Source organism: Kribbella kalugense, from assembly GCF_004365875.1.
Classification (GTDB): Bacteria; Actinomycetota; Actinomycetes; order Propionibacteriales; family Kribbellaceae; genus Kribbella; species Kribbella kalugense.
In genome coordinates this window covers 1,365,626-1,390,680 of record NZ_SODF01000002.1, presented here as the reverse complement: position 1 = coordinate 1,390,680, position 25,055 = coordinate 1,365,626, and the positions used below count along the sequence as shown (strand labels likewise).

The 25,055-nt window shown below is 67.9% G+C and carries 25 protein-coding genes and 1 riboswitch; of the genes, 8 read left to right on the top strand and 17 right to left on the bottom strand.

The features are described from left to right. The first annotated feature begins 81 nt into the window (after positions 1-81). Positions 82-798 (top strand): nickel pincer cofactor biosynthesis protein LarB, encoded by a 717-nt coding sequence (larB, locus tag EV650_RS24455; protein ID WP_134121345.1) that lies wholly within the window; start codon positions 82-84, stop codon positions 796-798. Further along, entirely contained in the window at positions 798-2,087 is a 1,290-nt protein-coding gene (larC, locus tag EV650_RS24450) for a nickel pincer cofactor biosynthesis protein LarC (protein WP_134121344.1), read from the top strand. The genes larB and larC overlap by 1 nt, the downstream gene beginning before the upstream one ends. On the opposite strand, the gene EV650_RS24445 is transcribed toward larC, so the two are convergent. Together EV650_RS24445 and EV650_RS24440 are read right to left on the bottom strand one after the other, a co-directional pair. After that, complete coding sequence (locus EV650_RS24445) at positions 2,084-3,628, bottom strand: MptA/MptB family glycosyltransferase (RefSeq protein WP_134121343.1); 1,545 nt, start codon at positions 3,626-3,628, stop codon at positions 2,084-2,086. The two genes, larC and EV650_RS24445, sit on opposite strands and share 4 nt — an antisense overlap. Further along, positions 3,625-4,431 carry a glycosyltransferase family 2 protein gene (locus EV650_RS24440; RefSeq protein ID WP_238174426.1) on the bottom strand — a complete coding sequence of 269 codons (807 nt, stop codon included), beginning with the start codon at positions 4,429-4,431 and terminating at the stop codon, positions 3,625-3,627. Before EV650_RS24440 ends, EV650_RS24445 begins: the two co-directional genes overlap by 4 nt. A gap of 193 nt (positions 4,432-4,624) precedes the next feature. Here EV650_RS24440 and EV650_RS24435 point away from each other — a divergent pair, with 193 nt between their 5' ends. Both EV650_RS24435 and EV650_RS24430 read left to right on the top strand, forming a co-directional pair. Then, entirely contained in the window at positions 4,625-5,215 is a 591-nt protein-coding gene (locus EV650_RS24435) for a dihydrofolate reductase family protein (RefSeq protein ID WP_134121342.1), read from the top strand. An 81-nt stretch (positions 5,216-5,296) separates the two neighbouring features. Next, positions 5,297-6,511, top strand: coding sequence for an arginine deiminase (locus EV650_RS24430; RefSeq protein ID WP_134121341.1), 1,215 nt, complete (start codon positions 5,297-5,299; stop codon positions 6,509-6,511). Positions 6,512-6,744: 233 nt separating this feature from the next. Here EV650_RS24430 and EV650_RS24425 read toward each other — a convergent pair whose 3' ends face one another. From EV650_RS24425 to EV650_RS24415, 3 genes are all read right to left on the bottom strand, one after another. Further along, on the bottom strand, positions 6,745-7,713 hold the full coding sequence (locus tag EV650_RS24425) for a DUF5926 family protein (RefSeq protein ID WP_134121340.1): 969 nt from the start codon (positions 7,711-7,713) through the stop codon (positions 6,745-6,747). A 149-nt stretch (positions 7,714-7,862) separates the two neighbouring features. After that, entirely contained in the window at positions 7,863-8,279 is a 417-nt protein-coding gene (locus EV650_RS24420) for an ATP-binding protein (RefSeq protein ID WP_134121339.1), read from the bottom strand. A 241-nt stretch (positions 8,280-8,520) separates the two neighbouring features. Next, positions 8,521-9,345 carry a glycerophosphodiester phosphodiesterase gene (locus EV650_RS24415; protein ID WP_134121338.1) on the bottom strand — a complete coding sequence of 275 codons (825 nt, stop codon included), beginning with the start codon at positions 9,343-9,345 and terminating at the stop codon, positions 8,521-8,523. Between the two features lie 39 nt (positions 9,346-9,384). Between EV650_RS24415 and EV650_RS24410 the strand changes: the two genes are divergently transcribed. After that, positions 9,385-10,374: a zinc-binding alcohol dehydrogenase family protein gene (locus tag EV650_RS24410; RefSeq protein ID WP_134121337.1), complete on the top strand. Its 990-nt coding sequence runs from the start codon at positions 9,385-9,387 to the stop codon at positions 10,372-10,374. Positions 10,375-10,392: 18 nt separating this feature from the next. On the opposite strand, the gene EV650_RS24405 is transcribed toward EV650_RS24410, so the two are convergent. From EV650_RS24405 to EV650_RS24385, 5 genes are all read right to left on the bottom strand, one after another. Next, entirely contained in the window at positions 10,393-11,730 is a 1,338-nt protein-coding gene (locus EV650_RS24405; protein ID WP_238174425.1) for an LLM class flavin-dependent oxidoreductase, read from the bottom strand. Further along, entirely contained in the window at positions 11,727-12,434 is a 708-nt protein-coding gene (locus EV650_RS24400) for an ABC transporter ATP-binding protein (protein WP_134121336.1), read from the bottom strand. The genes EV650_RS24405 and EV650_RS24400 overlap by 4 nt, the downstream gene beginning before the upstream one ends. A gap of 109 nt (positions 12,435-12,543) precedes the next feature. Further along, positions 12,544-13,383, bottom strand: a complete 840-nt coding sequence (locus EV650_RS24395; protein ID WP_134121335.1) for an ABC transporter permease — start codon at positions 13,381-13,383, stop codon at positions 12,544-12,546. After that, a complete protein-coding gene (locus tag EV650_RS24390; protein WP_134121334.1) occupies positions 13,380-14,423 on the bottom strand; it encodes an ABC transporter substrate-binding protein in 1,044 nt (347 codons plus the stop codon). Before EV650_RS24390 ends, EV650_RS24395 begins: the two co-directional genes overlap by 4 nt. Next, the gene (locus EV650_RS24385) at positions 14,416-14,958 is read right to left on the bottom strand and encodes a flavin reductase family protein (RefSeq protein ID WP_134121333.1); all 543 of its coding nucleotides are present in this window, start codon (positions 14,956-14,958) and stop codon (positions 14,416-14,418) included. Before EV650_RS24385 ends, EV650_RS24390 begins: the two co-directional genes overlap by 8 nt. A gap of 295 nt (positions 14,959-15,253) precedes the next feature. On the opposite strand from EV650_RS24385, the gene EV650_RS24380 reads away from it, so the two are divergent. Beyond that, positions 15,254-15,763 carry an RNA polymerase sigma factor gene (locus tag EV650_RS24380; protein ID WP_134121332.1) on the top strand — a complete coding sequence of 170 codons (510 nt, stop codon included), beginning with the start codon at positions 15,254-15,256 and terminating at the stop codon, positions 15,761-15,763. Then, on the top strand, positions 15,756-16,322 hold the full coding sequence (locus EV650_RS24375) for a methylated-DNA--[protein]-cysteine S-methyltransferase (protein WP_134121331.1): 567 nt from the start codon (positions 15,756-15,758) through the stop codon (positions 16,320-16,322). Before EV650_RS24380 ends, EV650_RS24375 begins: the two co-directional genes overlap by 8 nt. Positions 16,323-16,413: 91 nt before the next feature. On the opposite strand, the gene EV650_RS24370 is transcribed toward EV650_RS24375, so the two are convergent. The 6 genes from EV650_RS24370 to EV650_RS24345 form a co-directional block, all read right to left on the bottom strand. Continuing rightward, on the bottom strand, positions 16,414-17,097 hold the full coding sequence (locus EV650_RS24370) for a class I SAM-dependent methyltransferase (RefSeq protein ID WP_134121330.1): 684 nt from the start codon (positions 17,095-17,097) through the stop codon (positions 16,414-16,416). A gap of 26 nt (positions 17,098-17,123) precedes the next feature. Beyond that, the gene (locus EV650_RS24365; RefSeq protein ID WP_134121329.1) at positions 17,124-18,452 is read right to left on the bottom strand and encodes a purine-cytosine permease family protein; all 1,329 of its coding nucleotides are present in this window, start codon (positions 18,450-18,452) and stop codon (positions 17,124-17,126) included. Beyond that, positions 18,446-18,564: riboswitch (TPP riboswitch) on the bottom strand. Its footprint overlaps the gene before it by 7 nt. 18 nt (positions 18,565-18,582) lie before the next feature. Next, positions 18,583-19,245 (bottom strand): alpha/beta fold hydrolase, encoded by a 663-nt coding sequence (locus EV650_RS24360; RefSeq protein ID WP_134121328.1) that lies wholly within the window; start codon positions 19,243-19,245, stop codon positions 18,583-18,585. Continuing rightward, positions 19,242-20,078: a hypothetical protein gene (locus tag EV650_RS24355; protein ID WP_134121327.1), complete on the bottom strand. Its 837-nt coding sequence runs from the start codon at positions 20,076-20,078 to the stop codon at positions 19,242-19,244. The genes EV650_RS24360 and EV650_RS24355 overlap by 4 nt, the downstream gene beginning before the upstream one ends. A 30-nt stretch (positions 20,079-20,108) precedes the next feature. Continuing rightward, entirely contained in the window at positions 20,109-20,951 is an 843-nt protein-coding gene (locus EV650_RS24350) for a DUF3152 domain-containing protein (RefSeq protein WP_134121326.1), read from the bottom strand. Between the two features lie 319 nt (positions 20,952-21,270). Then, complete coding sequence (locus tag EV650_RS24345; RefSeq protein ID WP_134121325.1) at positions 21,271-22,464, bottom strand: ATP-binding protein; 1,194 nt, start codon at positions 22,462-22,464, stop codon at positions 21,271-21,273. 149 nt (positions 22,465-22,613) lie between these two features. Here EV650_RS24345 and EV650_RS24340 point away from each other — a divergent pair, with 149 nt between their 5' ends. Then, on the top strand, positions 22,614-23,630 hold the full coding sequence (locus EV650_RS24340) for a GTP pyrophosphokinase (RefSeq protein WP_134121324.1): 1,017 nt from the start codon (positions 22,614-22,616) through the stop codon (positions 23,628-23,630). On the opposite strand, the gene EV650_RS24335 is transcribed toward EV650_RS24340, so the two are convergent. Beyond that, positions 23,617-25,026 (bottom strand): DHA2 family efflux MFS transporter permease subunit, encoded by a 1,410-nt coding sequence (locus tag EV650_RS24335; protein ID WP_134121323.1) that lies wholly within the window; start codon positions 25,024-25,026, stop codon positions 23,617-23,619. The two genes, EV650_RS24340 and EV650_RS24335, sit on opposite strands and share 14 nt — an antisense overlap. Between the last annotated feature and the right edge of the window lie 29 nt (positions 25,027-25,055).

Below are 25,055 nucleotides of genomic sequence, written 5' to 3'. Positions count from 1 at the left end.
CTGAGTGTTCAGGCGATCGCACAGCGTGTGTGAGCCGGGACGGATGCGGCACCACGGGCCGGGGCAACGTAGATTCGCGGCGTGACACATTTGCCTGATCAGGGCCCACAACCGGGCGTTCACGACCTCGGCTACGCGCGTCTCGACACCGACCGGCTGGAGCGTACCGGCGACGCCGAAGTCGTCTACGGAGCCGGCAAGACGCCGTCTCAGGTCGTGGAACTGCTGCAGACCCTGCACGCCACCCACCCGGGCAGCGCCGTACTGGCGACCCGGCTCACGGTCGAGGCGCAGGAGGCGGTGACTGCCGCGCTGCCGGATGCTGTGGTCGATCCGGTTGGCCGTACGGCGGTCCTCGGCGAGCCTGGCGTACTGCGCGGGACGGTCGCCGTGGTGGCTGCTGGTACGTCGGATGCCCCGGTGGCTGCTGAGGCGGCGACGACTGCACGGGTGTTCGGCGCCGAGGTGGATGTGATCACGGACGTGGGTGTGGCTGGGCTGCACCGGGTGCTCGGCGTACGCGAGCGGCTCGACGCTGCGGACTGCCTGATCGTGGTCGCCGGGATGGAGGGTGCGCTGCCGAGTGTGGTCGGCGGGCTGGTCGGCGTACCGCTGGTGGCTGTGCCGACGTCGGTTGGGTACGGCGCTTCGTTCGGTGGGCTGGCCGCGCTGCTCGGGATGCTCAACTCGTGCGCGCCGGGAGTGTCCGTCGTGAACATCGACAACGGTTTCGGGGCCGGGGTGTTCGCCGCGCGCGTTGCCCGCCGGTCCGCTCCTCGCGAGAGGAAGGACGCCTGATGCGCATCGCCTGGATCGACTGCTCCGCCGGCGCCTCCGGTGACATGCTGCTCGGCGCATTCCTGTCCGCCGGCGCCGACCTCAACGTCGTGAACACCGCGGTCGCCGCGGTCGACCCATCGTTGTCGGTCACCGTCGCCCTCACCGCCCGCCACCAGATCGCCGCCACCAAAGCCACCGTCAAGGTCGACGGCACCCCCCACCCGGAGAGCATCCCCGACACCAGCCACGACGCCGCAGGTCACGGGCATGGTCACGGCCACGGGCATGCAGATGCGGCGAGCGGCGACAGTGCAGGGCATGGGCACCAGCACCCGCCGACTCGGCCGTGGGCTGAGGTTCGCCGTTTGCTCGAGCAGGCTCAGCTGGACACCGCCGTCCGAGCCCGAGCCCTAGACACCTTCGCTCGGCTCGCCCGCGCCGAGGCAGCCGCCCACGGTGTCGAGCCCGACGCAGTGCACTTCCACGAGGTCGGCGCACTCGACGCGATCGCCGACATCGTCGGAGTAGCCGCTGCCTCCGTCTCGCTCGACATCGACCGGATCGTCGTGTCCACCGTCGTTCTAGGAGGCGGCGGTCAGGTACGCGGTCAACACGGCGGGATCCCTGTCCCCGGCCCCGCGGTCCTCGCCGTACTCTCCGAGGCCCAAGCACCAGTCACTGGCGGCCAAGCGCCGTACGAGATGACCACACCAACCGGAGCGGCCCTGCTAGCGACCCTGGCGGACGACTTCGGTCCACTGCCACCGATGCGGATCGAGCAGACCGGGGTCGGGGCCGGCGGCCGTGACCCGGTCGAGGTGCCGAACATCGTCCGGGTCGTGCTCGGCGAGACGACCGACGATTCCGCCACCGAACTCGTCTACGAGACCAACGTCGACGACCTCGACCCGCGGATCTGGCCGCAGGTCCTGGCCCGGCTGATGGAGGCCGGCGCCGCCGACGCGTGGCTGACCCCGATCCTGATGAAGAAGGGCCGACCGGCGCACACCCTGTCGGTCCTCGTCGGCCGCGCGAACGCGGAAACAGTCCGGGCCGTGATCCTGTCCGAGACCTCTGCGATCGGACTGCGTGAGTTCGGCATCCGCAAGCACGCCGCCGACCGCGAGTTCGCCACCGTCGAGGTCGACGGCCAGCGCATCCACGTGAAGATCGCGCGGTACGGCGGTCAGGTGGTCAACGTCCAGCCGGAGTACGACGACGTGGCCGCCGCGGCGTCCGTCCTCAAGAAGCCGGTGAAGTCTGTTCTGGCCAAGGCGATCGCGGCGGGTCACGACCTCTGGGGCTAGAGAGCTTCGGCCTTCTGCGGCACGGCCTTCTGCTTCCGGCGAGGCCAGTCGTACGGCCACCACTGCGCGCCGTTGCGCCGCGCCCACACGATCAGCCCGATCAGCACCGCCAGCTCGACCGCCGGGCAGATCGTGTCGCGCAGCCGCGCGCTGAAGAACTCCAGCGATCCGGACAGACTGGCCGCGACCTGACGGGCGTTCGGGTCCCGGCCGGGTACGTAGGCGATGGCGAGCATCGTCGTACGGAGGACCATCCACCCGTCAACCTTCGACGCCGCGACGGCAGCCAGGGCGACCCAGGCAATCACGTCGTACCAAGGCAGTGAGTACATCGCGGTGAGGACCCAGGCGATCGCGTAGATCGCGGTGTACCGGATCGCGGCCGGGGTCGGGTCGTCGGGGTGAACCTGCGGTACGAGCGACTTCGGGAACACCTGCGTCAGCAGGATCGCGACCACGATCAGGCCGACCCAGGCGAGGATCGCGAGAACGGTCCGGACCAGACCGTTCGGCAGGAACAGGGTGAAGAAGCTCAGCAGCACCTTGTGCGGCGTGCCGGTCGAGATGAACGACGTCTGCGACCGCGCCTGCTGGAACGCCTGCAGCCCGACGATCGCGTACAGACCGCCCATCGCGATCACACCGCCGCCGCAGAAGAACGCGGCCTTCCGCCGATCGGCTCGCAGCGCCCACAGCATCGCGACACCGACCAGGCCGATCGACAGCTTGGTGCAGCCGGCCACCCCGATCAGGATGCCGGCCAGGAACACGTGCCGCCGGAACAGCACCAGCGCGATCACCGCGAACATCACCGCGATCGCGTCGTTGTGCGCACCGGCCAGCACCGACCACAGGATCAGCGGGTTCGCGAGGCCGAGCATGATCACCCGGCGTCGAGCGGGCAGGTCCTTGCCGACCAGCTTGACCAGCAGCAGCCCGGTGACCACCAGGCTGATCGCGACCGACAGCTGCAGCATCCACACCGTGAGCTGCGCCGAGTTGCCGCCGATCAGCGACGAGAGCCACTGAATCCAGGTCGCGATCGGCCCGTACACGCTGCGCGCGCCCTGCCACGGGCGCTCGGTCGCAGCGATGACCGGGTCGTACCCGAGCCGGATCGTGTCGGCCGGCGAGGCCGTGTACGGATCGCCGCCGAGCGTCATGATCCGGCCGTACGCCGCGTAGATCAGGACGTCACCGGATGCCATTGGTGGCACCAACGTGATGGCCGCCGTCGTACCGATGCCGAGGGCAATCAATCTGTCGACGCGCGGCGCCCAGCCGTGCCGGAGTGCCTTGGTGGCAAGGAAAACTCCGTACCCACCGAGGGCGATCGCGACGTAGATCATCACCGACACGAGCCAGTCGTTGGCATGGGCATCGAACCAGTACGACGGGAGCCACGGGTGCCGGCCGGTCAGGGTCAGCACGACCACGGACGGTCCGAGCAGGCCGACCGCGACGATCAGCGCCGTACACGCCAAGTAGAGAGCGACGGCCCGGCGGCCGTACTTCTGGCCAAGCTGAAGATCAGTACTCATTGCGCTGACTTCCGCGGGAAGAGACTGCGCAACGACGGTCCACCACCGTCCGCGGGGAGCGCGCTGCGTCCGGCAAGCGCCCGGCGGACGTGCAGGTACTGCTTCGCGCGATGCAGTTGACCACGCAGGTCAGTCCCGGTCGCGCGGTGCCTGACCTCGATCGGCACCTCGACAATCCGGAAGCCCTTCCGGCCCAGATCGATCGTCAGCGCCGTCTCGACCCCGAACCCAGCAGCCAGCGGTACGGCGGAGTCGAACGCAGCCCGAGTCAGGCAGCGCTGCCCGGACAACGGCTGCTCCGGAGCCCAGCCGGTCGCCTCCTGGATCCCAGCCCGCGCCAGTCGTACGACGAACCCGTGGCCGCCGGCCTTGGACCCATCGGTCCGCACCTGCGCCGGCAGGGTCCCGATGGTCATGTCCGCGCGACCGGTCTGCACCGGCTCGATCAGCGGCCCCGCGCCGGACGCGGAGTCGGTCAGGTCAGCATCGAGGAACAGCAGGTGGCGCGCCCGGGCTCCGTCTCGATCCGCGACCGCAGCCGCGCCCGTCTCCATCGCCGCGGCCTTGCCTCGGTTGCGCTCGTGGCGGACCACGACGGCACCGGCCTGCTCGGCGGCTTCCGCCGTACCGTCCGTGGAGCCGTCGTCGACGACCACGACCAGGTCGACCCCGATGATCTTGTGCACCGCGTCGACGGTCGCCGCGATCCGCTCGGCCTCGTCCTTCGCCGGGATCACGCAGGCGACGGCGCGCTCGAAGGGTTCGGGGGACACGTCGTTGTTGGGTACAGCATGACCGGACACAGCAGGTCAGCCTAGTTCCTCTCCAGCCGATCGACCTCGTCAGCGGCGGTCGGCTGTGGATATTCGTCCTTTCGTACGACGAGCAGGTCAGCCAGGCGGCTGGTGGATATCGGCCAGGTGGCAGATGTTCCGTGGCGCTGACCGCAGCAAGATTTCAGGTGTCAGACCACACCGAACAGAACGAGGTACCGAAATGAGCCGCACCGTAACCGCCAACATCTCGCTCTCACTCGACGGACGAGTGAACGGAGCGGGTGGCGAGTACGACATGAGCTGGATCGTCCCGCACGCCATCACAGAAGGCGCCCGGGACCACATGATCCGGGTGACCGAGACGGCCACCACCGCCCTGCTCGGGCGTAAGAACTACCAGGGCTTCGGCGGCTTCTGGCCGGCCGTGGCCGACGACGAGACCGCGGCGCCGCAGGACCGGGCGTTCTCACGCTGGCTGAACGAGACCGACAAGGTGGTCTTCTCCACGACGCTGACCGAGACGCCGTGGCAGAACTCCCGGATCGCCGACGGCGAGCCCGCGGACGTCGTCAAGCAGCTGCGTGACCAGGAGGGCGGCGACATCATCGTCCTGGCCAGCACGAGCGTGATCCAGGCACTACTGGCCGCCGACGAGGTCGACCGCCTGAGCATCACCCTCGACCCGGAACTGGTCGGCGGCGGCGCCCGCCTGTTCGAAGACGGCCTCCCAGCCACCTCCTGGAAGCTCACCGACTCCACCCCCACCGATTCCGGCGCCCTCTGCCTCCTCTACGACCGAGTCCGCTCTTAAGTAGGATATTGTCTGACAATCAGACAGATCAGAAGTGGACTGCCGTAGCGTGGTGGGCACTACCGGAGCGAAGGGGCGGACATGATCGAGGCGCAGCAGGGCGGTACGGCGTACGGCGTCGACAGTGAGGTCGGTCCGCTCCGAACCGTGATGCTGCACCGCCCCGGGAACGAGCTGCGCCGGCTCACCCCGCGGAACAACGACAAGCTGCTGTTCGACGGCATCCCCTGGGTCGGCCGGGCCCAGGACGAGCACGACGCGTTCGCCCAGGCGCTCCGGGACCGCGACGTCGAGGTGCTGTACCTCGGCGAGCTGCTGACCGAGTCGCTCGCCGATCCCGCAGCCCGGGCCCAGGCGATCGCCGGCGCGACCGAGGACCTGCGACTGGGCGACACCCTGCGCGACTACCTACGCGCCTCGCTGGGCAATCTGGATCCGGCGGGGCTGGCCGAGGCTTTGATGGCCGGCGTACGCAACGACGAAGTACGCGCAGGCGGGCTGGTCACGTCGCTGCTCGCCCACGAGGACTTCCTGATCGACCCGCTGCCGAACCTGCTCTTCACCCGCGACTCGAGCGTCTGGATCCGGGATTCGGTCGCGGTCACTTCGCTGGCGATGCCGGCCCGGATGCGTGAGACGCAGCTCACCGAGGTGATCTACACGTTCCACCCGCGGTTCGCGGGCGCCGACAAGGTGTACGACCACCAGTTGGAGCACGTCGAGGGCGGCGACGTACTCGCGCTCGGTCCCGGCGTACTCGCCGTCGGGGTCGGGGAGCGGACGACGCCCGCCGGCGTGGAGCGGCTGGCGCGACGGGTGTTCGCGAAGGGGCTGGCGCACACGGTGCTCGCCGTACCGATCGCTCAGCAGCGCGCCACGATGCATCTCGACACCGTGTGCACGATGGTCGACACCGACGCCGTACTGATGTATCCGAACATGGCCGAGGAGATGCGGGCGCTCGCGGTCACGACCGACGGCGAAGAGCTGCACGTCGCCGAGTCCGAACCGTTCCTGGTCGCGGCGGCGAAGGCGCTCGGCATCGACACGCTCCGGCGGATCGACACCGGCCTGGACCCGGTGACGGCCGAGCGGGAGCAGTGGGACGACGGCAACAACACCCTCGCGCTGGCTCCGCGGGTCTGCATCGCGTACGAGCGGACCGTGGAGACCAACGCGCGGCTCGAGGAGTCCGGCATCGAGGTCATCCGGATCTCCGGCTCCGAGCTCGGCTCCGGCCGCGGCGGGCCGCGATGCATGTCCTGCCCGGTACTCCGCGCTCCGGCCGCCCTCTGAGCTCGTCCCCGGTCCAGCCATGTGAGCCCTACGACACGCGGAGTGAGATCGGGGCTTGTGGCGGACCACCATCATGAGTACTCTTCATGGCTAGGCCCAGGCCCTGTTGCTCCCCCGTCAGCAGGACTTGGGCCGTCCACGTTCCTAGGCAGATTTTAACGATCATGGCCTAGACCACTCTAAGTACACGAAACGCCCGGCTGAGACCTTCCAGCCGGGCGTTCGTGCGTCTGTCAGCGGATGGTTAGTTGGCGGCTGGAGAGGCCGGCTCGGGCCGCCCGCTCCTCGGTGGTGAGGGGGGCCTCGGTGGCGAGGGCCTTCTCGAGGGCGGTGGCGAAGTCGGCGGCCGGCTTCTCGACGTCGGCGGCCTCGGTGCCGGACGGGAGCTCCCAGACCGGTGCGAGTACGCCGAGAGCGCGGAAGGAGCCGATCAGCCGGCTGCCGTTGATCAGCGCGGACGAGCCGGCCGCGTGGAGACGGGCCAGCGCGTCGAGCAGTGTGTCCTCGGTGTGCGGCATGACCCAGCGCAGGTAGATGCGGTCGCCGATCTGCGTCCAGTACGCCGCGTCGACCGACTCCAGCCGTACCGTCGGAGCGGCCGCGGCGTTCGCGCGCTCCAGGCCCGCGGCGACCTCACCGGTCGGGTCCTCGACGTTCTCACCGACCCAGTAGTCGAAGCCCTCGTGCACCTTGACCTCGACCGGCTTCGCGGTGTCGATCAGATCCTGCAGCCGCGGGCCGTCCTTCATCAGGTCGCCGAGCTCGATCGGGTTGCCCGGCTCGGTGTGCAGCGCGGCGGTGATCGCGTGCCCGAGGTCGCGGCTCGGGTCGCCGGACGACGCGTGCGTCTGCATGCCGATCCAGACCGTCTCGTCGTCGCGCACCAGGCCGGGCATCGCCATCGGCAGCAACGTGACCAGGTTGATCTTCTTGCCCGCGTTGTCGCCGGTCAGCTCCAGCTCGACGGTGCCGGACGGGACGATCTCGCGGAACGCGATCAGGTCACACTCGGCCGGCAGTCCCTCGAACGGCCGCACCACGAACGCGTCCGCGGCCTGGGCCAGGTCCTTGCCGTGGCACTGCTTGAACCGCTTGCCCGAACCGCACGGGCAGGGTTCGCGCGGCCCGACGTCCACCAGGTCGGCCGGGTCGAGCGTGACGGTCGTCGTGTTCTTCGCGCGCTGCCGCGACTTCTTTCCCATAACCCCGCAGTCTTGCAGCCAACCCCACCCCAGAGCGAACCCACTCAGGAAGGGAGCAGAAGGGAAGGAAAGAAGAAGCCGGGTGAGGACAGGCGAACCCTCTCCGGAGTAGAGCGGAGGGAAGGAAGAAGGCGGGGTGGGGCAGCGGGTTAGCTGGGGACTACTGCGTGGACGGTGCGGTGGTGGGCGGCGGTACGAACGCCCCAGCCGGTGGTGAGCATGTCGACGATCGCCAATCCGCGGCCGCCGATCGACTCGGGGTGGGTGCCGCTGATTCGCTGCGGCTCGGTGTCGCCGCGACCGTCGGTGACCTCGACGTGAATGCCGGCCCGGTCGATCCACCAGGCCGCGCGGACCTCACCGGCAGGCAGCGGCGGCGCGTACCGGATCGCGTTGGAGAGCAGCTCGGACAGGACGAGCTGTGCGTCGTCACGGGCGGTTTCGGTGATCCGGTAACGCTTGAGATAGGCGGCCAGACGGCGGCGGGCATCCGCTACCGCGGACACTTCGTGCGGCAGTACGACGTCCACGACGCTAACGTCGGCGGGCAGGGTCGCAGAGGACAAGCAGGGTCTCCTCAATGATCGGTACAGCCACCAAGACATCTGCCCACGATCCAGGCGGGAAAAACACCCGCAGGTATTCCGTTACATAGCGCGGCGAGGATCCCGCCTAAACCCGAAGAAACCGTAACGAAATCGACGGAATTGAACGTTGCAATAACCGCCCGCATTCGCGCCACTACGTATCCATACCCACGTGACACAGGCCACACACAATCGTTTCGGCGTGTCACAAACCAAGAGCTCAGCTCCGACGTCGTACCTCTTCCGGCGGTTCCGCCAAGGTCCGTACGGCGAGTTCGGGGCGGTCGCTGATGAGTACGTCGACGCCGATCTCGCGGCAGCGCCGGATGTCTTCCTCGGCATTGACTGTCCAGACGTGCACCTGGTGCCCGTGCTTGTGGGCGCGGTCGACGTACTCCGGGTGTGCGGTGACGAGCTCCAGGCTCGGCCCGGCGTACGAGACCCCGGTCGGCAGGGAACCGTCGCGGAAACGCAGCGGGATCCGGTCCATCAGCAGGACGGTCCGCAGGCCGGGCGCCGCCGTACGCATCCGGCGTAGCGACAGCCAGGAGAAGCTCATGACCCGGATCGGCGACTCCGTTCCGAGTTTCGGACGGGCCCAGCCGTAGCGGTCGAGCGCCTCGATCAGGCGGCGTTCGACCAGACCGGCGTACCGGGTCGGGTGTTTGGTCTCGATCGCCAGCTCGACCGGCCGTCCGGCGTCCCGGACGGTCGCCAGCAGCGTGTCGAGCGTGAGCACCTTCATCTCGTCGAGATCGGGCAGCTCGGCCTCGTCGTCGAGATCGGCCCACGGGCGTTTCCAGGAGCCCCAGTCGAACGACTCGAGCTCCGCGAGACTCATCGTCGACAGCACGCCCCGGCCGTTCGAGGTGCGGTCGATCCGGCGGTCGTGGACGCAGACGAGATGTCCGTCGGCGGTGAGCCGGACATCGCACTCGAGTCCGTCCGCGCCGACCTCGATCGCCCGGCGGTACGCCGCGAGAGTGTGTTCCGGATTGACGTCACTGGCGCCGCGATGGGCGACGACGCGAGGGAGTTTCCCCATGAAAGAAACTCTTTCACACGATGGGTCAGGATAGGCGACATGGACATGCGGGCAGTTGTTCTGGATGGGCCGGTGGCGCCTGAGGAGCTTCGGGTACGACGGGTTGCCGTCCCCGAACCCAGGTCCGGGTGGGTGCGGATCAAGGTGGAGGCGTTCGGCCTGAACCGGTCGGAGTACCACCTCAGGGCCGGGCTGGCGACGAACGCGCGGTTCCCGGTCATCCCCGGGATCGAGGCGGCCGGGACCGTTGACGCGGCGCCGGGTGGTGAGTTCGCGCCGGGCCAGCAGGTGGTCGCGATGATGGGCGGGATGGGGCGCGAGTTCGACGGCGGGTACGCGGAGTACACCGTCGTACCGGCGTCGTCGGTGATCCCGGTCAAGACCGACCTCGACTGGGCGACGCTGGGCGCGCTGCCGGAGATGCTGCAGACCGCCCACGGTTCGCTCTACACGGGCCTGGCCATCGAGCCGGGTCAGTCGTTGCTGGTCCGCGGAGGTACGTCGTCCGTCGGGGTGGCAGCCGCCGTACTGGCGAAGGAACGCGGGCTGACCGTGTTCTCGACGACGCGGAATCCGCAGCGGCTGGATGTCCTGCGGGAGCTGGGTGTCGACTACCCGATTGTTGATGATGGCAACGTTGCGCAAAAGGTGCGGGAGATTCTTCCGGACGGGGTGAACGCGGCGCTCGAACTGGTTGGCACGAATGTCCTTCCGGACACCCTGAAGGCGGTCGCGATCCACGGCACGGCGTGTTTCACCGGAATGCTCAGTGATGCCTGGACGATCCCGGACTTCTACCCGATGGACTATCTCCCGAACGGCGTCCGGCTGACGGCATACGGCGGCGAGAGCTCAGACCTGCCGGCCGAGGCGTTCCAGCGGTACGTCGACTTGGTCGCCGCAGGCAAACTCCCGATCCGAATCGACCGCGTCTTCACCATGGAGCAGATCGGCGAAGCCCACCGCATCATGCAGGACGGCAAGGCAGTCGGAAAGCTGGTCGTACGAGTGCTGGATCCCGCCACCTGACGGAACCCAGCACCCAGATCAGGCGGTTACCTCCTGCAACGCCGCCGTACGGCCGGTGGGGCGGGGTAGGCCGTAGTGGTCACGGAGTGTGGTGCCGGTGTACTCGGTGCGGAAGAGACCGCGGGCCTGGAGGATCGGGATTACCTCGTCCACGAAGACCGCGAGGCCGGATGGAAGAACCGGCGGCATGATGTTGAAGCCGTCGGCGGCGCCGGCGTCGAACCAGTGCTGGATCGCGTCCGCGACCTGCTCCGGGGTCCCCGTGAACGTCCGGTGCCCGCGCCCGCCCCCCAACCGGCCGATCAGTTCGCGAACGGTCAGCTTTTCGCGCCGGGCCAGCGTGACGATCAGCGTGTAGCGGCTCTTCGCGCCCTCGATCTCGTCCTCGTCGGGCAGGTCCGCCGGCAACTGCTGGTCCAGCGGCAGGTCCTCCGGCGCCACCCGCAGGGTCTTCGCCAGCTGCAGCCGCGCGTACTCGGGCCGGATCAGCTCGTCCAGCTGCCGTTCCAACCGCTGAGCCTCCTCCACCGTCGATCCGATCACCGGAACGATCCCCGGCAGGATCTTGATCGTCTCCGGGTCACGCCCGAGCGCGACCGTGCGCGCCTTCAGATCCCGGTAGAAGTCCTGCGCGTCCTCCAGCGTCTGCTGGGCCGTGAACACCGCCTCGGCGTACCGCGCCGCCAGTCCCTTGCCGTCCTCGGACGACCCGGCCTGCACGATCAGCGGATGCCCCTGCGGCGACCGCGGCAGGTTCAGCGGCCCGCGGACCTGGAAGTGCCGCCCGACGTGGTCGATTGGCTGCACTCGCTCCTGCACCGCCCAGACGCCCTCGGCCTTGTCGGCGATCGCGGCGTCGTCCTGCCACGAGTCCCACAGCTTGTAGGCGACCTCGAGGAACTCCGCCGCCCGGTCGTACCGCTCGGCGTGCGCCGGCTGGTCCGCGAGGTTGAAGTTGCGAGCCGCGTCCGGGCCGGCCGTCGTCACCACGTTCCAGCCCGCGCGCCCACCGCTCACGTGGTCCACGCTGGCGAACCGTCGCGCCAGGTTGTACGGGTCGTTGTACGTCGTCGACGCGGTCGCGATCAGCCCGATCCGAGACGTCGCGGCCGCGATCGCCGTCAGCAACACGGTCGGCTCCAAAGAACCAGCCGGCCGACGCCCGACCGTACCGATCAGAACGGGCGAATCAGCGAAGAAGATCGAGTCGAACTTCCCGCGCTCGGCCAACTGCGCCAAGCCCTGGTAATGCGCCACCGACGTGTTCGCGAACGGATCGCTTTCCGGCAACCGCCACGACGCCTCGTGATGCCCGGTACTCATCAGGAACGCGTTCAAATGCAACTGTCGACTCACAGCGAGACTCCTAAAGCGTCGAGAAGCCGCGACCGGATCGCGGCGAATCCTGGATCGGCCGAACTCCGCGGGGCGGCCAGCTCGACCACTTCTTCCGCGACGATCCGGCCCTCGTCGAGCACGATCACCCGATCGGCCAGCACGATCGCCTCGTCGACGTCGTGCGTGACCAGCAGTACGGCGGGCTGGTGGGTCGCGCACAGCTTCCGCAGCAACACGTGCATCTTCAACCGGGTCAGCGCATCCAGCGCCCCGAACGGCTCGTCCGCGAGCAGCAGCTCCGGCTCCCGGACCAGCGACCGCGCCAACGCGACGCGCTGCTGCTCACCGCCGGACAGCTCGTTCGGCCAGGCCTGCTCGCGGCCCGCGAGCCCAACTTCCTCGAGGCTCTTCCGTCCGCGATCGCCGGCGCCGCTCAGACCGAGCACGACATTGTCGAGCACTCTTGCCCACGGCAACAACCGGGAGTCCTGGAAGACGACCGAGACGTTCTGCGGTACGGCGAGCTCACCGGATCCCTCGACGTCGTAGTCCAGCCCGGCCAAGGCCCGCAGCAACGTGCTCTTTCCGGAACCGCTCTTCCCCAGCAGGGCAACGAATTCACCCGGAGCGATATCCAGGTCGAGTCCATCCAGTACGGCGCGTTCGTCGTACCGGCGTACCAGATCGCGGACCTGGACGGTTGCAGTCGTGATGACGGTCATGGGGCCTCCCGGCCTGGACTGAGGAGCGGAGGGAGCGAAGCGACCGGAGCGACGAGGGAAGGCCGGGAGTCAAAGCCCCATGACCCCGCCGGCGCCGGAGGCCCGGCCATTAAGCAGCAGCTAACGTTCGGCGCCATGTCAGGGCCCTCCTCTGGATCAGGCGGACGACGGCGTCGGAGAGCAGGCCGAGGGCGCCGTAGACGACCAGGCCGACGATGATGATGTCGGTCTGTCCGTACGTGCGGGCCAGTTCCATCATGTAGCCGATACCGCTGGTGGAGTTGATCTGCTCGACGACGACCAGCGACAGCCAGGCGCCGGTCACCGCGAACCGCAGCCCGAGCAGGAATCCGGGCAGCGCGCCCGGCAGGACCACGCGCCGGATGAACTCCCACTGGGACAGACCGACGGTTTGCGCAAGTTCGACGTACCGGCTGTCGATCGTGCGCAGGCCGTTGTGGGTGTGGATGTAGATCGGGATGAACACCCCGAGCAGGATGGTGACGACCTTCATCGACTCACCGATGCCCAGCCAGAGGATCAGCAGCGGCAGCAGCGCCAGCGACGGGATCGCCCGCTTGATCTGGATCGGTCCGTCGAGGACCGCCTCGCCGAGCCGGGACAGCCCCGAGATCAGGGCGAGTACGACGCCCAGCACGATGCCGAGTGCGAGCCCGAGCAGCGCTCGTTGGGCGGAGGTCCACAGGTTCGACTGGAGCCGGCCGTCCGCGATCAGGTCGCCGGCCGTGGTCACCACGGTCCACGGCGCGGACAGATTTCGTTGGTCGATCCAACCAGCGGCCGACCCGACGCTCCAGATCACCAGCAACAGCACGGGTCCGATCGCGGCCCCGAACTTGATCGGTTTCCCCGGTCCGAGGCGACGACGGCGTACGACGGGAGCCGCGGTCGTGCGGGACCGCAGTCCGGGAAGGGTTGTCGCGCTCATTTGGCGCCTCCCTTGATCGCGTCCGCGGCGACGGTCTGGAACCGCAGGTCGTAGAGGTCCTTCGCCTGGATGACCGGGTTGCCGGTCTCCTTGGCGAGCAGCTCGATGGTTTCCTGCTGGCGCTGGATCGCGTCACTCCAGTCGGCCGGGATGTCCGGGTGACCGGCGTTCTCGACCAGCCACTGCCCGTCCGCCTCGGTGAGGCCCTGGTCCTTCACGTAGTACCCCTGGATCCACTCCTTGGGGTGCTTGTCGATCCACACCTGGGCGATACCCCAGGCGGCGACGTACGCGCGGATCGCCGCGGCCTTCGCCGGGTCCTCGAGCGACTCGACCGGCCCGTAGAGATGCCCAGCGTCGTCGCGCAGGCCGTGGTCGATCGTGGCGCCGCCGTCCTTGCCGTACTTGGCCAGGTAGCGCTTGATCTGTACGCCGCCGATCGGGGCGACGTCGACCTGCTTGCCGGCCAAAGCCTGGACGTAGACGTCACCGGTGCTGGGCAGCTCGACCAGCTTGACGTCTTCCTTGGTCAAGCCGGCCTTCTTCAGCACCTTCAGGATCAGCGCACCCTGGGCCTGACCCGGGCTGTACGCGATCTTCTTGCCGCGCAGGTCAGCGAGTGTCTTCACCGAGGTGCCGGGGGCGATGCCGAGCTGGTAGATCGGGTGGCCGATCGGGTCCTGCCGGAACTTGGAGGCGACGATCTTCACGTGCAGACCGGTCCAGGTCGCGTTGATCGACGGGATCTCCGCGACCGAGCCGAGGTCGAGTGCGTGCGCCCGGAACGCCTCGGTGGTCTGCGGACCGCCACTCAGGTTCGCGAACTGGACGTACTTCGACACCTTGTCGTACTGACCGGAGAGCTTCAGTGCGACCTCGGTGGCCGGGTCACCGACGACGATCTTGGCGCCGGCCGGGACGGTGGTCGGCAGCGGCGCGTCCAGCGAGAGTTTGGCGGCACCGTCGGCGGCTGCGTTGCCGCTGCAACCGGTGACGACGGCGAGGAGCGCGAGTACGGCGTAGAGACGTTTTCTAGACATGGTGTGCTTTCGCGTAGTGGCCGTCGTGGTACAGCAACGACTCGTGTTCACGTCGTTCGGTATGGGTGGAGAGGCGGGCGACGACCAGGTAGTGGTCGCCGACGGCGAAACGGTGCTCGACCTGCGCGCGCAGGTAGCTCGGGGCGTCGTCGAGTACGGGCTCGCCGGATGCCAGCCGGGACCAGCGGGTCGGTTCGGCGAACCGGTCGATCCCGCTGGTGGCGAACCGGCCGGCGATCGCGTCCTGGTCGGCGGACAGGAAGTTGATCACCAGGCTGTTCGTCGTACTCACGGTCGGCCAGCTGGACGCACTGGTGGCGATCGCGAACGAAACCAGCGGTGGCAGCAGGCTGACCGAGACCAGCGAGGTGGCGGTGAACCCGACCGGGCCGTGGCCGGCGTCCGCGGTGATCACCACGACACCGGCGGCGTGGCGACGGAAGACGGACTTGTAGACGTCGGCGTCCACGATCCGTTCCTCGGAATGGTCGGGTACGACGGACAGGGCAGGACGATTCAGGGCAGGCAAAGACATGTCTCTCCCTCGGAATCGGGGCAGGGACGACCGGCAGCAACTGCCGGGCGGGCTGTGCTGAATTTCTGGGGGAGGCCGGTATCGACGGGGCCTCATGCAGGGCGAAGTGGCAGAACAGGCGTCACCGACAGGTGGCGCTCGCCGTCCGCAGCAGATCGATGACGCGACGGCGGGTGAGGAGTGTCGTCGTCATGTCAGCTATCTTCGCATCATTGTCTATCGGCTAACTAGACAATCTCGTGATCTGGACCGGCCGCCCTCACATCGGACTGACCGGGTGCGTTCTACTAACGTGATGACTCGGGAGAAGGCGCAGCTGAAGCCTGGCGTGCTGCCGCCGTTCCAGGCGCTGATCGACGCGCACTGGCGGGACGTGGCCCGGCTGGCGCGGGCGATGGCCGGGCCGGTGGACGGCGACGACGCGGCACAGCGGGCCTGGGAGAAGGCGTACGCCGCCTATCCGAAGCTGACGTCGGCGAAGAACCTGCGCAGTTGGCTCCTCACCATCACCGCCCGGTGCGCGACCGACGTGCACCGAGCGCGAAAACCGCAGCGCCCGCTGGACGAAGCGCCCCCGGTCGCGGTCGAGGGCCCGGAAGCCACGGACTTCCCGGACCCGGAACTCTGGCGAGCGGTCAACCAACTCCCGGAGCGACAACGCTTCGCGGTCACGCTCAAGTACGTCGGCGACCTGGACCACCACGGCGTGGCCGCCGCTCTGGACACCACGCCCGCCGCATCGCGCCGGCTCGTCAGCGACGCGCTCGCGACCCTGCGCAGCAAACTCGGAGTAGATGATGACTGACCTCGAGAGCCGGCTGAACCGGCTCACCACCCCCGACCTGAAACCACCCACCTTCCCGGACGCCGACGTCGCGTACACCCTGCACGACACCCCGATCGGGACGTTGCTGCTCGCGATCGCGGGCGGCCGCGTGGTCGCCAGCTCGTTCGGCGACGAGGAGACGATGACCACCCGTCTCGCTCGAGCCGTGTCGCCGCGGGTACTCCGGCAGCCCCGGCCGCTGGACGACGTCCGACGGCAACTCGACGAGTACCTCGCGGGCAGTCGTCACACCTTCGACCTGGAGGTGGATCTCGCGCTGGCGACGCCGTTCCAGCGACTCGTGCTGAACGACCTACCGGACCACACCCGCTACGGCGCGACGACGACGTACGGAACGGTCGCGAGTGACATCGACAAGCCGAAGGCGGCTCGCGCGGTCGGTACGGCGCTGGGCGCGAACCCGGTCTGCGTCGTACTGCCGTGCCACCGCGTGGTAGGCGCCAACGGCGCACTCACCGGGTACGCCGGTGGCCTCGAGGCAAAGCGTTTCTTGCTGAATCTCGAAGCAAAAGGGTGAATTTTCCGGAATCGTCCGGAATGGTTTTAGACTCGGCAAACATAAGGAGCAGGTCCCCAATGTGGAGTGGGGATCTGCTCCTCCTGACGTGTCAGGAACTTGCCGGCGCGTGGATCTCCAGGATGAGCCTGCGGCGGCCGCCCCAGTCGCGTTTGTAGACCTTGTAGTCGTCGATTCCGGCGGCCGCGCAGAGGCGCCCGTAGCTGATCTCGTCGTGGATGAAGTGCACGCTGCTGGTGTTGTCGTCATGCTCGGTGGTGACGATCCGGTGCTCCGGTCCCTGCCGCATTCCGTTCGCGATCTCGGCCGCCGTCGCCGGCCCCCAGACCGGGCCCTCGATGATCGCGATCCCGCCCGGCTTGAGCACCCGGGAAACCTCGCAGATCGTGGAGATCTGCTCGTCCTCGGAGAACAACTCGTGGAACGCCGTCCACAGGCAGATCACCGCGTCGAACGAGTCCCACTTGTACGGCAGGTCGGTCATCGAGCCGATCGCCCAGTCGATCGAGAGCTCCTGCTCAGCCGCCTGCGCCTGGCCGGCCTCGAGCAGGTTCGGCGAGATGTCCAGCCCGCGGACGACCTTTCCGGCCTTGCGCAGCGGTAGCGCGATCCGCCCGTACCCGCAGCACAGGTCGAGCACCGTCTCCCGGCCGTCCAGCAACTCCTCGACCGCCTTGACGATCAGCGCGTCCCGCTCGGGCGTCGTACGCGCGGCCAACCCATCGGCCCCAAGCTCCGCGTACTCGGCCCGACTGCGCAATGCGGAATTCAGCATGCCTGCAGTATTCCGGTTACTCCGGGTCAGTTGTCCAGCGGTCGGCGATTTACTCGTCCGAGCAGAACCGCGGCCACCATCGAAACGACGATCGAGGTGTACGTCGCGCCGAGCCAGGAGGGGACCGGGTGGTTGTTGAAAAGCCACTGCTGGAGGTTGGTCCAGAACGGGGACCATCCCTTGACGGTGCCGGGGTTGACCAGTTGGTACGCGACGAAGCCGATCAGCCAGGCGACGGTTGGTTGCCAACGGAAGCGGGCCGTGTCCGAGACGTCCCATTTCATCTTGCTCACCACGAAGAAGTCCGCGATAGCCACTGCAAACAAGGGGATGAAGACCGAGCCGATCAAGTACAGGAACTGCGTGTAGTTGCCCAGGTCAACCATTAGCGCGATGCCGGTGGCGATCACGCCGATCGCGACCGAGATCCACCGGCGGTCGATGTGGCCGATCAGGTTGTGGGCGGCCATCGTGGTCGAGTAGACGTTCGCGTACGCCTCGTCGACCTCGTCCACCAGCAGTACGAGCAGTGCGATCGCACCGGCGGGCAGTGTGACCAGTGCGGTGATCACGTCGTCGCTGTTGGTCTGCAATGTGGCTACGGCAACGACACCGAGCGCGTAGTACCCGATCGCTGCCAGACCGTAGCCGAGTGATGAGCCAGCAAAGGCAGCCTTGTTAGTGCGCGAGTGCCGCGTGTAGTCGGCAGCCAGTGGGGCGAACGACACGACACCCGCGGCGGCGAGGTCGACGGCCGGCCAGAAGCCGAACACGCCATCCTGTGGCAGCCCGTGCACCGGCTTGCTGAGCACCTGTACGAACAGGTAGACCGACGCGATCAGCACCAACCAGACCATGAACTTCCGCAGGATCTTCACGCTGCCGAGGGGACGGATCGCCATCGTGGTCGCGATGATCCCGGCCAGTACGACGAAGACCCAGCGCCACCGCTCGCTCGTCACCGCGACTGCGGCCTGCGAGATCACGATGATCTCCATCGTCGCCCAGCCGACGTTCTGCGCGATGTTGAGGATGGTCGGCGCGATCGAGCCACGCCGGCCGAACAGACCGCGCAGGCTCGCCATCGCAGGCGCACCGGTCTGCGACCCGAACACGGCCGCACCGCCCAGCACCAGCGCGCCGATGCCACAGCCGACGACCACCGCGAGTAGTCCCTGCCACAGCGAGCCGGTGTACGCCGCCACCAGCGCACCGGTCACCGGACCGAACAGCGAGATGCCGAAATTGCCCCAGAGCGTGAATTGGTCGAAGAAGCCGAGCGTCCGCGGCACATCGGTGGTGAGGACGAGCGGCGCCTCGGTGTTCTTCGCAGGACGAACAGCAGTGCTGGTCATAAGACCCCAATCCCTACGCCGGCATTACCCGGTCAGGTTCAGGCGGTCGGCGACCCTGCTGTCGCCCTCTCAGCCCGCGCATCTTTCGGTGCGAGCTCCCGCATAGGTATGTGTCGCTGAGTTTAACGCGTCAGCTAGTTTCCGGCAGCGCCGCGGCTCGTTCTATGAGAGCGGCCAGCTCCGGGCCGTTGGTGACGACCGGCATGTGGGCGCCGGTGTCCAGCGTCCGGGCCTCGCCGTGGCTGAGCTCGGCGAGCCGTTCGACCCACTCCGCCGTCGAGATCAGGTCATGCTTCCCGCGGACGATCAGCACCGGCGCCTTGACCCGGGAGATGACCTCGGCCAGGTCGTGGTGCCGGGAGGCCTCACCGGCGCGGGCGATGGTCGGCAGCGTCGTACGCGCGTACTGCGGGGTGACGACCCGGATCAGCTTCGGTGAGTCCGGTACGGCGGACCCGAGCCAGCGGACGGCCCGGTCCACCCAGCTCGACATCCTCGCGTCGCCGGCCGGTGCGACCAGGACGAGTGCGTGGACCAGGTCGGCGTACCGGATCGCCGTCTCGACGACGATCTGGCAGCTGGCCGAGTGGCCGACGAGTACGGACCGCTCGCGGATCTTGCCGGCCAGCGCTACCGCGAGAGCACGTGGGTGCAGGTCCTCGCGGGTGCCGGCAGGTTCGCCGTACCCGGGCAGGGTGACGACGTGGTACGGCGTGACGAGGTGCTCGACCGTCCGGGCGTACGACTCCGGGCCGAGGCCCAGGCCGGGCACCAGGACGACAGGTGCGCTCACTCCCAGGGTGCCTTGGCCGGAGGACCCTGGACGACCGGATTCGGTACGTCGGGCTTCAGCTCGCGGTACCCGAGGAACAGGCCGACGGCGAGGATCAGCAGACCGGCGCCGCCCCAGCCGTACGCCGTGGGCAGCCGGTGGACCGAGTCGTCGACCGCGCCGAGGCCGGTGGACAGCACCATGATCAGCCAGACCAGGATCGGTACTGCGGAGACGGCGACCAGTAGTAGGCCGCCCAGCTCCAGCGGCTCGGGCTGGCGGCCTGCCTTGCGGCGGGCGAGCACGTCACGGATCCACATCACCAGTGCACCGGCGCCGACCACCACGAGCAGCAGCTGGCCGATCGCGTCGATCACATCAGTGCGGAGCGGGTGGTTGAGCGGTGAGCCCGGCGCCTGCGAGATGTCGCGCAGCGAGACCCGCTGGACGGAAATGACGAGCAGTCCGTAGAACGCGGCGATCAGAGTCGCCAGGCCGACCACTCTGGCGGCGCGGGGGTCGCGCGGAGCCACTGGTTGCTCCCGGCCGTACGCCGGGAGGTCGTGCGGCTCGGGCGTCACCGGACCGCCGTACGGGGTGCCGGGACGATACATCGGAGGCTGGTTGTGGTGCGGGCCCTCAGGGTGGCCGTACTGGCCCGGTGGAGTGCCGTACGGCTGCGGCTGCGCGTAGTGGTGCTCCGGCGGAGCGGGCTGACCGTTGACGTAGGTGCCACCGCCGTACGGCGTGGGTGGGGCGAAGTGCTGGTCCGCGCCGGGCCGCTGTTGCTGTTCCTGCTGTGGCTGCTGCTCGGGTTCGCCGCGGCCGTACGTCGGGAAGTCCTGTGACGACATCGCTTACTCCTTCCCGTCGTACCCAGTCTCTCAGGTCGCTTTGATAGTGGGCCAGGCGTTGGGCAGGCAGCCGGCCAGGCCCTTGGTCTGCTGCATCATCACCGGTGCGGGGGTCTTCGGCTTCGTACACGTCGAGTGACCGTGCCCGAGCGCGTGCCCGACCTCATGATTGACCAGGTAGCTGCGGTAGAGGTCGACGTTCCCGTTGTACGCCGGGATCGCGTACATCCACCGCTTGGCGTTCAGTACTACCCGGTCCTCGACCCGGCAAGACACCTCACCACCGGTGTCGAGCGGCAGACAGAGCTTGTCGGTCAGCGCCGGCGTCGCGAGGATGATCCGCAGATCGGCGTCGACCTTGTCGGTCCGCTCGAAGCTCACCGGATGAACCGCCTGCCAACCACGCGGATCCGTCAACGTCTTGTGAATTGCTGCGGCGACCGCGGCGCCGTTCACCGACACGCCCTGCTCGATCTCCACCCGGTACGTCAGCTTGTCCCGCACCCCGGTCGCCTTGTCGAACCCCGGCACCACGGCAAGCTTCCCGGTCGACACCAGAACGTTCGGCTTCGCACCCTTCGGCTTCCGCGTCAGAGTGGGTGCCGGCCGCAACGGAGTAGTGAACTTCTGCGTCGGCGTCACAACCGGCGTCGGCGTCACGACAGCCGTAACAGGCGCCTCGACCGTCGGTTCGTTGGCCCCCGCAACCACCTCAGCCGCCAAAGACTGCCGATGCGCCACATCCGGATGAGCCACCACCACAGTGCCGAGGACAGCCAGCGCCGTAACAGCAAACCACTGCCCGCGATAAGACTTCCGCCGACTATGCCGCCCACGCGCACCCGACTGCTGGCCGCTCCGCCGGGTGGTCATAACACTTGACCCTATCCACTCCGACCCACCCCACGGAAGGCCAGTTTCGTTAAGCCGCGGTCGGTTCCAACGCGGCTCGGCAATCCCCACCGACGAGCACAGTCAGCTCAGCTACCGCGCACATCGAGGGTCGCCGCGACAACTCCCGGGGTCTGGGAACAAGCAATAGCCTGTTCCCAGACCCCGGCGATTGTCTCCAGGTGCATGATCGGGCGAGGCGAGGTCCTGGACGAGGCCGGTGCCGCCGTCGGTGCAGCCGGCGTCGATCGCGACTGCGGAGCACGCGGGGGACGACCACATCCCCGTACCACCACAGTTCTCAGGCTGTGCGGGTCCGGAGGAATTTGCCGAAGTGGGGGACGGTGAAGGCTACGGTGCCGCGTTCGGAGGAGAAGACGAGGCCTTTCTTGATCAGGCCGTCTCGAGCCGGGGAGAGGGACTGAGGTTTGCGGTTGAGGGTGCTGGCGACCTCCGCGGTCGGGACCGACCCGTCGTCCACGCCGATACCCAACTCAGCCATCGCACGCATGTACTCGCGTTCCGCCGGAGTAGCCCGCTCATAGCGCGATCCGAAGAACCCGACGGTCAGTTCGGCAGACGCCTCAGGCGCAGCGACAGCGACGTCCTTGATCGTGATTGGTGAGGTAGGCGCGTGGTCCCACGTCGAGTGTGCGAATGCCTGGACGAAGTACGGGTAGCCGTCGGTCTGGGCGTACAGCTCGTCCAGCGCCTCCTCGTCGTACTGCACGCCTTCGCTCTCCGCCGGCACCATCAGCGCCCGGTCGCACGCTTCACGAGCCAGACGGTCGACGCGGACATACCGGAAGAGCCGTTCGGAGTACGACTTGCTCGCTGACAGTACGGCGGGCAGATGAGGCAGACCGGCGCCCACGACAACCAGCGGCGCGCTCTGCTGCGAAATCTCGTGACAAGCGGCGCACAGCGCGGACAGGTCGTCCGCGCTGATGTCCTGCATCTCGTCGATGAACAGCCCGACCCCAACGGACAGATCGCCGGCCAGGTCGGCCGCGTCGGTGAACAGCTCGATCAGGTCCATCTCCAGGTCACCGGAGTCGGCCCGCCCCTTCGCAGCAGCCACGTCAACCGGCGGATGCCACCGGATCCCCTTGCGGTCCTCAGCTCCGGTACGCAACGCAAAAGCCTTCAGTACGGCGCTGAACTGGTCGACGCGCTCGTCGTCCCGGTGCCGATGGCCCAGCTCCCGCATCGCGGTGTGCAACGCCTGCGCGATCGGCAGCCGGATGCTCTGCTCCGGCCGCGCCTCGATCTTCCCCGTGCCCCAGGCCCGCTTGATCGCCTGCGAACGCAACGTGTTGAGCAGCACCGTCTTGCCCACGCCTCGGAGCCCGCTGAGCACCAGGCTCCGCTCCGGCCTGCCTGCCGCGACTCGTTCGAGTACCACCTCGAACTGCCGCACCTCGGTGTCGCGACCGGCCAGCTCAGGCGGCCGCTGACCGGCGCCGGGCGCATAGGGATTCCGGATCGGATCCATGCTGTCACTGTATGAGCCCGTCTAGCGTTTTCCGTAGATTGACCAATCAACGACCAGAGCGTGTCGCGAGCAGTGTCTACGACTTTCTAGCGAAATGACTAGATTCCGATAGACAGCACGAGCAAGCCGAAGAGCACTATCGTTCCCGCATGCAGGTGGAGTGGGCGCAGCAAGCGGGGACGTTGTACGAGCGGGTGCACCAGCAGTACGTCGGTGGTGCGCGGAAGCTCGAGGCGCTCATCAACGAGCTGATCGGTGAAGAAGAAGGCATCAACTACCTGACCGCGACCGCCCGGGCGAAGGAGCCCGAGTCGTTCCTCGCGAAGGCGTCGAAGCCGCACCCCGACGATCCCACCAGGCCGAAGTACGACGATCCGCTCGAGCAGATCACCGACCTGGTCGCGGCCCGGGTGATCACGTTCCTGGTCGAGGCGGTGGACCGGGTCTGTGAGGTGATCGAGGAAGAGTTCGAGATCGTCGAGCACACCGACATGGGCGCCCACACCCGCGCGCAGGGCGTGTTCGGGTACGCGAGCAAGCACTACCTGGTCCGGCTGAACGCGCACCGCCGGGAGCTGCCGGAGTACGCCGTACTGAAGAACCTGGTGATGGAGATCCAGGTGCGTACGGCGGTCCAGCACGCGTGGGCCGAGTTCGAGCACGACATCCGGTACAAGCTGGACATCCCGCCGGGCCGCAGGCCGGAGTTCGACCGGCGGTTCCTGCTGGCCGCTGCGCTGATGGAGCTGGCCGACAACGAGTTCACCGAGATCGACCGCCTGTACCGCGAGCTGGCGGCGACCGCGTCGGACAAGGCGCCGCTGGACCTCACCACCGGCACGCTGACGACGTACCTGACCCGTCGCTACCCGGACGCGCCGCATGCCAAGACAACTCACTACGCCTGGGTCCTCGGCATCCTGCACCGGCTCGGCGTCACCACCGAGGAGCAGCTCACCGCTCTGCTCAAGGAGATCGACAGCGCCGCAGTGCAGGCAGCGATGAACCACCGCGCCCCAGCCGGCACGGTACGACGCCTTGACGACGACCTGCTCGCCGCCGAGGGACCTGGCTACCTGGACCTGTTCCCGGATGAGGAGCGCCGCCAGAAGATCCTCCGCGGTCGCCTGAAGGCACTGATCCGGGCTGGCATCATCCAGCCCTGAGCAGGCCGTCTGCGGTACGCCGAGCCCACTGGGTCGTCGTGATGAATCCGAGCACCAGTACGAGTACTCCGCAGCCCGCAATGATGAACCAGCACAGCTTGGCCGCGTCGACGAAGCCTGTCTCGAGTGGGCCAACCAGGCGGGCAGTCAGCACGGTGCCGGCGATCGCAACGCCGAGTGAGGCGCCGACCTGTCGGCTGGTCGAGGCAATGGCCGCTGCGACACCGGCCTGGGCACGTGGCATCCCAGACACGGCAGCGTTGGTGATTGGCGCGTTCAGCATGCCGAAGCCGAGCCCGAAGACCAGATAGCTGACCAAGAGCGTCACGGTCGAGGTGGACAGGTCCAGACGGGACAGCAGGAGGCCGGCAACGGTCAGCATGCTGCCTGCCACCAGTAGCGGTACCCGCGGTCCACGGTGGCCCACCAGCCACCCAGAGATCGGTGCGAACACCACAGTCATCGCCGCCATCGGCAGCGTCAGCAAACCGGCGTGCAGTGCACTAAACCCGCGGACCGACTGCAGATAAAGGGAATTCAGGAACAGGAACCCCGACAATGCCGAGAACCCACACACCGCGATCAGGGTGGCCCCAGAGAACGGTGCACTCCGGAAGAACCGCGGCTCCAGCAACGGCTCCTCCCGGCGACGTTCGTAGTACACGAGAGTCACCAGAGCCGCCACGCACACGACGAAGCACCCGATGATCAGCGGTGAACCCCACCCGGCCGATCGACCCTCGATGATCCCGTAGGTCAGGCCGGCGAGCAGCAGTACGACGAGAATCTGCCCGACCGGATCGATCCGTCGCGGCACCGCCGAACGCGACTCCGGTACGAAGAGAGCAGTCAGCAGTACTGCGGCCACCGCCACCGGGACGTTGATCCAAAAGATGAACCGCCAGCCGGCCGCGTCGACCAGCGAACCGCCGACGACCGGTCCGACCGCCATGCTCAGCCCGACCACGCCGCCCCAGACCCCGATCGCCTGCGCCCGTTCGCGCGGATCGGTGAACGTGTTGGTGATGATCGACATCGCGACCGGGTTCAGCATCGAGCCACCGATCGCCTGCAGCACCCGGAACGCGATCAGCAGGTCGATGCTCGTCGCGAATCCGCACAGCAACGACCCGATCCCGAACAGCACCAGGCCGGCCTGGAACGTCCGCCGCCGCCCGACCCGGTCCGCCGTCGACCCGGACACCATCAGCAGACTGGCCAGCACCAGCGTGTACGCGTCGATCGTCCACTGCAGCTTCTCGACCGACGCCCCGAACTCGGACCGGATCGCCGGAAGCGCCAGGTTCACGATCGTCGAGTCCAACCCGACGATGAACAGACTCATGCAGCAAATGCCGAGGATCAGCAGCCGACGCCCGCGACTCAACGCCTCCACCGAACTCCCATCGACTTGTCCGACAAGTC

Coding starts and splice junctions, on each gene's coding strand:
- larC (WP_134121344.1), top strand. CDS start 798: ATGCGCATCGCCTGGATCGACTGCTCCGCCGGCGCCTCCGGTGACATG.
- EV650_RS24445 (WP_134121343.1), bottom strand. CDS start 3,628: ATGAGTACTGATCTTCAGCTTGGCCAGAAGTACGGCCGCCGGGCCGTC.
- EV650_RS24435 (WP_134121342.1), top strand. CDS start 4,625: ATGAGCCGCACCGTAACCGCCAACATCTCGCTCTCACTCGACGGACGA.
- EV650_RS24430 (WP_134121341.1), top strand. CDS start 5,297: ATGATCGAGGCGCAGCAGGGCGGTACGGCGTACGGCGTCGACAGTGAG.
- EV650_RS24425 (WP_134121340.1), bottom strand. CDS start 7,713: ATGGGAAAGAAGTCGCGGCAGCGCGCGAAGAACACGACGACCGTCACG.
- EV650_RS24415 (WP_134121338.1), bottom strand. CDS start 9,345: ATGGGGAAACTCCCTCGCGTCGTCGCCCATCGCGGCGCCAGTGACGTC.
- EV650_RS24410 (WP_134121337.1), top strand. CDS start 9,385: ATGGACATGCGGGCAGTTGTTCTGGATGGGCCGGTGGCGCCTGAGGAG.
- EV650_RS24400 (WP_134121336.1), bottom strand. CDS start 12,434: ATGACCGTCATCACGACTGCAACCGTCCAGGTCCGCGATCTGGTACGC.
- EV650_RS24395 (WP_134121335.1), bottom strand. CDS start 13,383: ATGAGCGCGACAACCCTTCCCGGACTGCGGTCCCGCACGACCGCGGCT.
- EV650_RS24390 (WP_134121334.1), bottom strand. CDS start 14,423: ATGTCTAGAAAACGTCTCTACGCCGTACTCGCGCTCCTCGCCGTCGTC.
- EV650_RS24385 (WP_134121333.1), bottom strand. CDS start 14,958: ATGTCTTTGCCTGCCCTGAATCGTCCTGCCCTGTCCGTCGTACCCGAC.
- EV650_RS24380 (WP_134121332.1), top strand. CDS start 15,254: ATGACTCGGGAGAAGGCGCAGCTGAAGCCTGGCGTGCTGCCGCCGTTC.
- EV650_RS24375 (WP_134121331.1), top strand. CDS start 15,756: ATGACTGACCTCGAGAGCCGGCTGAACCGGCTCACCACCCCCGACCTG.
- EV650_RS24370 (WP_134121330.1), bottom strand. CDS start 17,097: ATGCTGAATTCCGCATTGCGCAGTCGGGCCGAGTACGCGGAGCTTGGG.
- EV650_RS24365 (WP_134121329.1), bottom strand. CDS start 18,452: ATGACCAGCACTGCTGTTCGTCCTGCGAAGAACACCGAGGCGCCGCTC.
- EV650_RS24355 (WP_134121327.1), bottom strand. CDS start 20,078: ATGTCGTCACAGGACTTCCCGACGTACGGCCGCGGCGAACCCGAGCAG.
- EV650_RS24350 (WP_134121326.1), bottom strand. CDS start 20,951: ATGACCACCCGGCGGAGCGGCCAGCAGTCGGGTGCGCGTGGGCGGCAT.
- EV650_RS24345 (WP_134121325.1), bottom strand. CDS start 22,464: ATGGATCCGATCCGGAATCCCTATGCGCCCGGCGCCGGTCAGCGGCCG.
- EV650_RS24340 (WP_134121324.1), top strand. CDS start 22,614: ATGCAGGTGGAGTGGGCGCAGCAAGCGGGGACGTTGTACGAGCGGGTG.